This window comes from Vibrio sp. 2132-1 (assembly GCF_033344315.1).
The window spans coordinates 1-7094 of sequence record NZ_JAWPON010000036.1 but is presented as its reverse complement, the minus strand read 5'-3'; the positions used below and the strand labels follow the sequence as shown (position 1 = coordinate 7094).

The following is a 7094-nucleotide window of genomic DNA, read 5'->3' as shown; positions in this document are numbered from 1 at the left end:
TATTTACCTAATTTGCCACACTTATAAGTAGTAACCCACCTCCGCAGCCATTTATTGGTGTGGTCTACAGAGGATTAAGTCTTTTTAGAGGGGAAAATCCCTAGAACCCCATCTCCAAACATATCAAGCGTGTCTGTATCCCACTCTATTGTAAACAAGACATTTTTATCTTTTATATTCAATGGCTTATTTTCCTGCTAATTGGTAATACCATGAAAAATACCATGCTCAGAAAAGGCTTAACAATATTTTGAAAAATTGCCTACTGAGCGCTGCCGCACAGCTCCATAGGCCGCTTTCCTGGCTTTGCTTCCAGATGTATGCTATTCTGCTCCTGCAGCTAATGGATCACCGCAAACAGGTTACTCGCCTGGGGATTCCCTTTCGACCCGAGCATCCGTATGAGACTCATGCTCGATTATTATTATTATAGAAGCCCCCATGAATAAATCGCTCATCATTTTCGGCATCGTCAACATAACCTCGGACAGTTTCTCCGATGGAGGCCGGTATCTGGCGCCAGACGCAGCCATTGCGCAGGCGCGTAAGCTGATGGCCGAGGGGGCAGATGTGATCGACCTCGGTCCGGCATCCAGCAATCCCGACGCCGCGCCTGTTTCGTCCGACACAGAAATCGCGCGTATCGCGCCGGTGCTGGACGCGCTCAAGGCAGATGGCATTCCCGTCTCGCTCGACAGTTATCAACCCGCGACGCAAGCCTATGCCTTGTCGCGTGGTGTAGCCTATCTCAATGATATTCGCGGTTTTCCAGACGCTGCGTTCTATCCGCAATTGGCGAAATCATCTGCCAAACTCGTCGTTATGCATTCGGTGCAAGACGGGCAGGCAGATCGGCGCGAGGCACCCGCTGGCGACATCATGGATCACATTGCGGCGTTCTTTGACGCGCGCATCGCGGCGCTGACGGGTGCCGGTATCAAACGCAACCGCCTTGTCCTTGATCCCGGCATGGGGTTTTTTCTGGGGGCTGCTCCCGAAACCTCGCTCTCGGTGCTGGCGCGGTTCGATGAATTGCGGCTGCGCTTCGATTTGCCGGTGCTTCTGTCTGTTTCGCGCAAATCCTTTCTGCGCGCGCTCACAGGCCGTGGTCCGGGGGATGTCGGGGCCGCGACACTCGCTGCAGAGCTTGCCGCCGCCGCAGGTGGAGCTGACTTCATCCGCACACACGAGCCGCGCCCCTTGCGCGACGGGCTGGCGGTATTGGCGGCGCTGAAAGAAACCGCAAGAATTCGTTAACTGCACATTCGGGATATTTCTCTATATTCGCGCTTCATCAGAAAACTGAAGGAACCTCCATTGAATCGAACTAATATTTTTTTTGGTGAATCGCATTCTGACTGGTTGCCTGTCAGAGGCGGAGAATCTGGTGATTTTGTTTTTCGACGTGGTGACGGGCATGCCTTCGCGAAAATCGCACCTGCTTCCTGCCGCGGTGAGCTCGCTGGAGAGCGTGACCGCCTCATTTGGCTCAAAGGTCGAGGTGTGGCTTGCCCCGAGGTGATCAACTGGCAGGAGGAACAGGAGGGTGCATGCTTGGTGATAACGGCAATTCCGGGAGTACCGGCGGCTGATCTGTCTGGAGCGGATTTGCTCAAAGCGTGGCCGTCAATGGGGCAGCAACTTGGCGCTGTTCACAGCCTATCGGTTGATCAATGTCCGTTTGAGCGCAGGCTGTCGCGAATGTTCGGACGCGCCGTTGATGTGGTGTCCCGCAATGCCGTCAATCCCGACTTCTTACCGGACGAGGACAAGAGTACGCCGCAGCTCGATCTTTTGGCTCGTGTCGAACGAGAGCTACCGGTGCGGCTCGACCAAGAGCGCACCGATATGGTTGTTTGCCATGGTGATCCCTGCATGCCGAACTTCATGGTGGACCCTAAAACTCTTCAATGCACGGGTCTGATCGACCTTGGGCGGCTCGGAACAGCAGATCGCTATGCCGATTTGGCACTCATGATTGCTAACGCCGAAGAGAACTGGGCAGCGCCAGATGAAGCAGAGCGCGCCTTCGCTGTCCTATTCAATGTATTGGGGATCGAAGCCCCCGACCGCGAACGCCTTGCCTTCTATCTGCGATTGGACCCTCTGACTTGGGGTTGATGTTCATGCCGCCTGTTTTTCCTGCTCATTGGCACGTTTCGCAACCTGTTCTCATTGCGGACACCTTTTCCAGCCTCGTTTGGAAAGTTTCATTGCCAGACGGGACTCCTGCAATCGTCAAGGGATTGAAACCTATAGAAGACATTGCTGATGAACTGCGCGGGGCCGACTATCTGGTATGGCGCAATGGGAGGGGAGCAGTCCGGTTGCTCGGTCGTGAGAACAATCTGATGTTGCTCGAATATGCCGGGGAGCGAATGCTCTCTCACATCGTTGCCGAGCACGGCGACTACCAGGCGACCGAAATTGCAGCGGAACTAATGGCGAAGCTGTATGCCGCATCTGAGGAACCCCTGCCTTCTGCCCTTCTCCCGATCCGGGATCGCTTTGCAGCTTTGTTTCAGCGGGCGCGCGATGATCAAAACGCAGGTTGTCAAACTGACTACGTCCACGCGGCGATTATAGCCGATCAAATGATGAGCAATGCCTCGGAACTGCGTGGGCTACATGGCGATCTGCATCATGAAAACATCATGTTCTCCAGTCGCGGCTGGCTGGTGATAGATCCCGTCGGTCTGGTCGGTGAAGTGGGCTTTGGCGCCGCCAATATGTTCTACGATCCGGCTGACAGAGACGACCTTTGTCTCGATCCTAGACGCATTGCACAGATGGCGGACGCATTCTCTCGTGCGCTGGACGTCGATCCGCGTCGCCTGCTCGACCAGGCGTACGCTTATGGGTGCCTTTCCGCAGCTTGGAACGCGGATGGAGAAGAGGAGCAACGCGATCTAGCTATCGCGGCCGCGATCAAGCAGGTGCGACAGACGTCATACTAGATATCAAGCGACTTCTCCTATCCCCTGGGAACACATCAATCTTACCGGAGAATATCGTTGGCCAAAGCCTTAGCGTAGGATTTCGCCCTCTCCCGCAAACGACCCCTATTTGCGGAACTGCGGGCGTGGCGCTGTTGGTGTTGACACCAAACGCAGCGCTAGATCCTGTCGGCGTCGCAGCGGGCCTGGCGGGGGCGGTTTCCATGGCGTTCGGAACCGTGCTGACCCGCAAGTGGCAACCTCCCGTGCCTCTGCTCACCTTTACCGCCTGGCAACTGGCGGCCGGAGGACTTCTGCTCGTTCCAGTAGCTTTAGTGTTTGATCCGCCAATCCCGATGCCTACAGGAACCAATGTTCTCGGCCTGGCGTGGCTCGGCCTGATCGGAGCGGGTTTAACCTACTTGCTTTGGTTCCGGGGGATCTCGCGACTCGAACCTACAGTTGTTTCCTTACTGGGCTTTCTCAGCCCGGGGACCGCCGTGTTGCTAGGATGGTTGTTCTTGGATCAGACGCTGAGTGCGCTTCAAATCATCGGCGTCCTGCTCGTGATCGGGAGTATCTGGCTGGGCCAACGTTCCAACCGCACTCCTAGGGCGCGTATAGCTTGCCGGAAGTCGCCTTGACCCGCATGGCATAGGCCTATCGTTTCCACGATCAGCGATCGGCTCGTTGCCCTGCGCCGCTCCAAAGCCCGCGACGCAGCGCCGGCAGGCAGAGCAAGTAGAGGGCAGCGCCTGCAATCCATGCCCACCCGTTCCACGTTGTTATAGAAGCCGCATAGATCGCCGTGAAGAGGAGGGGTCCGACGATCGAGGTCAGGCTGGTGAGCGCCGCCAGTGAGCCTTGCAGCTGCCCCTGACGTTCCTCATCCACCTGCCTGGACAACATTGTTTGCAGCGCCGGCATTCCGATGCCACCCGAAGCAAGCAGGACCATGATCGGGAACGCCATCCATCCCCGTGTCGCGAAGGCAAGCAGGATGTAGCCTGTGCCGTCGGCAATCATTCCGAGCATGAGTGCCCGCCTTTCGCCGAGCCGGGCGGCTACAGGGCCGGTGATCATTGCCTGGGCGAGTGAATGCAGAATGCCAAATGCGGCAAGCGAAATGCCGATCGTGGTCGCGTCCCAGTGAAAGCGATCCTCGCCGAAAATGACCCAAAGCGCGGCCGGCACCTGTCCGACAAGTTGCATGATGAAGAAGACCGCCATCAGGGCGGCGACGACGGTCATGCCCCGGGCCCACCGGAACGAAGCGAGCGGGTTGAGAGCCTCCCGGCGTAACGGCCGGCGTTCGCCTTTGTGCGACTCCGGCAAAAGGAAACAGCCCGTCAGGAAATTGAGGCCGTTCAAGGCTGCCGCGGCGAAGAACGGAGCGTGGGGGGAGAAACCGCCCATCAGCCCACCGAGCACAGGTCCCGCGACCATCCCGAACCCGAAACAGGCGCTCATGAAGCCGAAGTGCCGCGCGCGCTCATCGCCATCAGTGATATCGGCAATATAAGCGCCGGCTACCGCCCCAGTCGCCCCGGTGATGCCGGCCACGATCCGCCCGATATAGAGAACCCAAAGGAAAGGCGCTGTCGCCATGATGGCGTAGTCGACAGTGGCGCCGGCCAGCGAGACGAGCAAGATTGGCCGCCGCCCGAAACGATCCGACAGCGCGCCCAGCACAGGTGCGCAGGCAAATTGCACCAACGCATACAGCGCCAGCAGAATGCCATAGTGGGCGGTGACGTCGTTCGAGTGAACCAGATCGCGCAGGAGGCCCGGCAGCACCGGCATAATCAGGCCGATGCCGACAGCGTCGAGCGCGACAGTGCTCAGAATTACGATCAGGGGTCTGTTGGGTTTCACGTCTGGCCTCCGGACCAGCCTCCGCTGGTCCGATTGAACGCGCGGATTCTTTATCACTGATAAGTTGGTGGACATATTATGTTTATCAGTGATAAAGTGTCAAGCATGACAAAGTTGCAGCCGAATACAGTGATCCGTGCCGCCCTGGACCTGTTGAACGAGGTCGGCGTAGACGGTCTGACGACACGCAAACTGGCGGAACGGTTGGGGGTTCAGCAGCCGGCGCTTTACTGGCACTTCAGGAACAAGCGGGCGCTGCTCGACGCACTGGCCGAAGCCATGCTGGCGGAGAATCATACGCATTCGGTGCCGAGAGCCGACGACGACTGGCGCTCATTTCTGATCGGGAATGCCCGCAGCTTCAGGCAGGCGCTGCTCGCCTACCGCGATGGCGCGCGCATCCATGCCGGCACGCGACCGGGCGCACCGCAGATGGAAACGGCCGACGCGCAGCTTCGCTTCCTCTGCGAGGCGGGTTTTTCGGCCGGGGACGCCGTCAATGCGCTGATGACAATCAGCTACTTCACTGTTGGGGCCGTGCTTGAGGAGCAGGCCGGCGACAGCGATGCCGGCGAGCGCGGCGGCACCGTTGAACAGGCTCCGCTCTCGCCGCTGTTGCGGGCCGCGATAGACGCCTTCGACGAAGCCGGTCCGGACGCAGCGTTCGAGCAGGGACTCGCGGTGATTGTCGATGGATTGGCGAAAAGGAGGCTCGTTGTCAGGAACGTTGAAGGACCGAGAAAGGGTGACGATTGATCAGGACCGCTGCCGGAGCGCAACCCACTCACTACAGCAGAGCCATGTAGACAACATCCCCTCCCCCTTTCCACCGCGTCAGACGCCCGTAGCAGCCCGCTACGGGCTTTTTCATGCCCTGCCCTAGCGTCCAAGCCTCACGGCCGCGCTCGGCCTCTCTGGCGAGGCGGATGTGACGCGGGTGCGCTTCGTGAAATCAGCCCAGCGGCTCGGATTCAGCCTCGACGAGATCGCAGAGCTGCTGAGGCTGGATGACGGCACCCACTGCGAGGAAGCCAGCAGCCTGGCCGAGCACAAGCTTCAGGACGTGCGCGAAAAAATGACCGACCTGGCGCGCATGGAAACCGTGCTATCCGAACTTGTGTTCGCCTGCCATGCGCGGCAAGGGAACGTTTCTTGCCCGCTGATTGCTTCGCTGCAAGGGGAGAAAGAGCCGCGTGGTGCCGACGCGGTGTAGCCGAGGGTAGTTACGCCTTAGCGTGCTTTATTTTCCGTTTTCTGAGACGACCCCTTCATGCCGCCTGTTTTTCCTGCTCATTGGCACGTTTCGCAACCTGTTCTCATTGCGGACACCTTTTCCAGCCTCGTTTGGAAAGTTTCATTGCCAGACGGGACTCCTGCAATCGTCAAGGGATTGAAACCTATAGAAGACATTGCTGATGAACTGCGCGGGGCCGACTATCTGGTATGGCGCAATGGGAGGGGAGCAGTCCGGTTGCTCGGTCGTGAGAACAATCTGATGTTGCTCGAATATGCCGGGGAGCGAATGCTCTCTCACATCGTTGCCGAGCACGGCGACTACCAGGCGACCGAAATTGCAGCGGAACTAATGGCGAAGCTGTATGCCGCATCTGAGGAACCCCTGCCTTCTGCCCTTCTCCCGATCCGGGATCGCTTTGCAGCTTTGTTTCAGCGGGCGCGCGATGATCAAAACGCAGGTTGTCAAACTGACTACGTCCACGCGGCGATTATAGCCGATCAAATGATGAGCAATGCCTCGGAACTGCGTGGGCTACATGGCGATCTGCATCATGAAAACATCATGTTCTCCAGTCGCGGCTGGCTGGTGATAGATCCCGTCGGTCTGGTCGGTGAAGTGGGCTTTGGCGCCGCCAATATGTTCTACGATCCGGCTGACAGAGACGACCTTTGTCTCGATCCTAGACGCATTGCACAGATGGCGGACGCATTCTCTCGTGCGCTGGACGTCGATCCGCGTCGCCTGCTCGACCAGGCGTACGCTTATGGGTGCCTTTCCGCAGCTTGGAACGCGGATGGAGAAGAGGAGCAACGCGATCTAGCTATCGCGGCCGCGATCAAGCAGGTGCGACAGACGTCATACTAGATATCAAGCGACTTCTCCTATCCCCTGGGAACACATCAATCTCACCGGAGAATATCGCTGGCCAAAGCCTTAGCGTAGGATTCCGCCCCTTCCCGCAAACGACCCCAAACAGGAAACGCAGCTGAAACGGGAAGCTCAACACCCACTGACGCATGGGTTGTTCAGGCAGTACTTCATCAACC

Annotated in this window: 7 protein-coding genes and 3 pseudogenes; 7 read left to right on the top strand and 3 right to left on the bottom strand. The window is 58.1% G+C overall.

What is annotated here, in order from left to right; all coding sequences use genetic code 11:
* Positions 1-441 precede the first annotated feature (441 nt).
* The 4 genes and pseudogenes from sul2 to R8N47_RS23005 form a co-directional block, all read left to right on the top strand.
* Entirely contained in the window at positions 442-1257 is an 816-nt protein-coding gene (gene sul2 / locus R8N47_RS23020) for a sulfonamide-resistant dihydropteroate synthase Sul2 (RefSeq protein WP_001043260.1), read from the top strand.
* 60 nt (positions 1258-1317) lie between these two features.
* A complete protein-coding gene (aph(3'')-Ib, locus tag R8N47_RS23015; RefSeq protein ID WP_077202330.1) occupies positions 1318-2121 on the top strand; it encodes an aminoglycoside O-phosphotransferase APH(3'')-Ib in 804 nt (267 codons plus the stop codon).
* Positions 2121-2957, top strand: a complete 837-nt coding sequence (locus R8N47_RS23010; RefSeq protein WP_000480968.1) for an aminoglycoside O-phosphotransferase APH(6)-Id — start codon at positions 2121-2123, stop codon at positions 2955-2957. The genes aph(3'')-Ib and R8N47_RS23010 overlap by 1 nt, the downstream gene beginning before the upstream one ends.
* Positions 2958-3064: 107 nt before the next feature.
* A pseudogene (locus tag R8N47_RS23005) lies at positions 3065-3580 on the top strand (DMT family transporter); the annotation flags it as partial.
* A 31-nt stretch (positions 3581-3611) separates the two neighbouring features.
* Here R8N47_RS23005 and tet(A) read toward each other — a convergent pair.
* Positions 3612-4811 (bottom strand): tetracycline efflux MFS transporter Tet(A), encoded by a 1200-nt coding sequence (gene tet(A), locus R8N47_RS23000; protein WP_001973670.1) that lies wholly within the window; start codon positions 4809-4811, stop codon positions 3612-3614.
* 105 nt (positions 4812-4916) lie between these two features.
* Between tet(A) and tetR(A) the strand changes: the two genes are divergently transcribed.
* Positions 4917-5567, top strand: a complete 651-nt coding sequence (gene tetR(A) / locus R8N47_RS22995) for a tetracycline resistance transcriptional repressor TetR(A) (protein ID WP_000164043.1) — start codon at positions 4917-4919, stop codon at positions 5565-5567.
* Between the two features lie 31 nt (positions 5568-5598).
* Here tetR(A) and R8N47_RS22990 read toward each other — a convergent pair.
* Positions 5599-5733 (bottom strand): annotated as a pseudogene (locus tag R8N47_RS22990) (relaxase); the annotation flags it as partial.
* Here R8N47_RS22990 and R8N47_RS22985 point away from each other — a divergent pair.
* Positions 5728-6024 (top strand): annotated as a pseudogene (locus R8N47_RS22985) (MerR family DNA-binding protein); the annotation flags it as partial. The pseudogenes R8N47_RS22990 and R8N47_RS22985 overlap by 6 nt on opposite strands.
* A 57-nt stretch (positions 6025-6081) precedes the next feature.
* The gene (locus tag R8N47_RS22980; RefSeq protein ID WP_001391758.1) at positions 6082-6912 is read left to right on the top strand and encodes an APH(6)-I family aminoglycoside O-phosphotransferase; all 831 of its coding nucleotides are present in this window, start codon (positions 6082-6084) and stop codon (positions 6910-6912) included.
* Here the strand turns inward: R8N47_RS22980 and R8N47_RS22975 are convergent.
* A partial coding sequence (locus tag R8N47_RS22975) for a hypothetical protein (RefSeq protein WP_206926156.1) occupies positions 6884-7094 on the bottom strand: 211 nt, incomplete at its 5' end. The genes R8N47_RS22980 and R8N47_RS22975 overlap by 29 nt on opposite strands.